This is a genomic window from Mesorhizobium sp. M5C.F.Ca.IN.020.32.2.1 (assembly GCF_004023105.1).
In the GTDB taxonomy this organism is placed as follows: Bacteria; Pseudomonadota; Alphaproteobacteria; order Rhizobiales; family Rhizobiaceae; genus Mesorhizobium; species Mesorhizobium wenxiniae.
Window position 1 is genome coordinate 1 of sequence record NZ_RZSX01001007.1, and the last position, 2,100, is coordinate 2,100.

Here is a 2,100-nt window from a genome sequence, read left to right on the forward strand (position 1 = left end):
CCATCGTTCTGTGTCGCGGCCGGCAGCGGCTTCGGGGTGGGGATGGCGGCGGTTGGCGCACCGTCCGTCGCCGTCTTGCTGGGAGCAGCGACTTTGGCAAGCAATGCTGCCACTTTGGTTTTCGCTGCCGGATCGGCGAGTGCCGCCGCAGCGGACGGCTTGTCTGCCGTTTTTTCAGCCTGGCCTGCCATCTGGCGGGATGCGGATCCCGATCCTGTCCAGCGAGGATCATTAGGCGCCAGCGCCGGTATCTCGGCCTTCGCCGCAACCACCACCGGCGAAACCGCATCGGTTTTGCTCGCAGCCTGCTGCACCGCGGCGACCTTCGAGGCCGCGGCCGGCACGATCCTTGTTGTTTTTACCGGAATGCTTGAAACAATCTGCTCGGGACTAGCGACCGCTTGTCTCTCGTTGGCCGGCAATGCCAGCCATAGCGCCACCGCGGCCACGCCAAGCAGCGCTGCTGTGCCAAACGCGGCGATGACCAGATGCAAGTTCGACCGGATTTGCTGCCAGAACCTGGGCCGCACGTCGTAGCCAAACTGCATCGCAAAGCGCCGTCGTTCCGGCGCGCCGAAACTGAAGGGCTCTCTCACTCTTGCAACCTCCATTTGCGGGCCGACGTTCTTACGACCTGTGCCGGGAAAACCGGCATTCGGTCGGCATCGGTCCCAAACCAACGCGGGCAGGCCCGCAAAATCCCCGTTCAACTGCCCTGAGCGGGCATCCTTTGCCGGCGATTGTGGCATCACTGCGCCCTTGCCGGGCGGATTCTGCACCTTTGCGATGGATTCTGCAACTTCAAAGGGATTTTGCAATCTATGGTTATATCCTGTCCCTCAAGGCATACCAGTTGAGCGCAAGAAAGAGCAGAGGCGCGCGGAAGCGTCGACCACCGGGAAAGGCCTGGATTTTCAGGTCCTCGATCAGCCTCAGCCGGTCCCGGTTGCCGGTAACGGTTTCGGCATAGAGCTTGCCGAAAAAGTTCGACAGCATGATGCCGTGACCGGAATAGCCGCCGACAGAAATCACATTGGGCATCACCTCGCGCACGAAGGGTTTTCTCGGCATCGTGATGCCGACATAGCCGCCCCAGCCGTGAGTGATCTCGACGGTCTTCAGCGCTGGGTAAAGCTCGGCGATCTGCCGGCGGATGTGGACATGGATGTCTTTCGGATCGTTGACGGCATAGATCTCGCGCCCGCCGAACAGCAGCCGCCCATCCGTCGATTTGCGGAAGTAGCGCACGACGAAGCGGGAATCATCGACCGCCTCACCGCCCGGCAGCACGTTTGTGTCGGCCCCCAGCGGCACCGTCGCGCCGATGAAGGAGCCGATCGGCATGATGTGCGCGGCACTGATCGGCTCGAGCGCGCCGCCATGGGCGTTGACGCCGATCAGACATTTCTCGGCTGATATCGTGCCTTTCGGCGTCGTGACCCTGACCTTGCCGCCAAGCGACGCGATGCCGGTCGCCGGCGTCTGCTCGAACAGCTGCGCGCCCGCCTGCGCTGCCACCTTTGCCGCGCCGATCACCAGCTTCAGCGGATGGATGTGCCCGGTGCCGGTGTCGCGGGTGCCGCCGAAATAGCGCGTCGAGCCCAACCGCTCCGCCGTCTCCTTTGCGTCCATGAAGGCGATGTGCGGATAGCCGAAGCGGTTCGCCATGATCTCGGCATGCGCCTTGTAATCGTCGACATAGCGCTTCTTATGCGCCACCGACATCTGGCCGGGCATGTAGTCGATCTCGATCTTGTTGACGGCGGCGAATTCGAGGAGATGCGACTTGGCCTCTTCGGCGAGGTCGAACAGCGCCTTGGCGCGGGAAAAGCCGTATTCCGCTTCGAGCTCCTCGACCCAGGCGCGCTGACCGGTGCCGAGCTGGCCGCCATTGCGGCCCGATGCGCCGTCGCCGAAACGATGCGCTTCGATCAGCACGACATTGCTGCCGGCCTTGGCAAGGTGCGCCGCCGCCGACAGGCCGGTGAAGCCGCCGCCGACGATGACGACGTCGCATGTCCGGTCGCCGTCGAGCGCCGGGTATTCGGGCCGTGGGCCGGCCGTGTCCTCATACCAGGAGCGGCCGGGGGAGATTGGGGA

Annotated in this window: 2 protein-coding genes; both read right to left on the bottom strand. The window is 63.8% G+C overall.

The genetic code is table 11. The annotated features are described in order from the left end of the window. Positions 1-596 (bottom strand): SH3 domain-containing protein (locus EOA86_RS32130; protein WP_128345277.1); only part of this gene is annotated, 596 nt, incomplete at its 3' end. Between the two features lie 229 nt (positions 597-825). Beyond that, on the bottom strand, positions 826-2,100 hold a 1,275-nt coding region (locus EOA86_RS32135), incomplete at its 5' end, for an FAD-binding oxidoreductase (protein WP_164892206.1).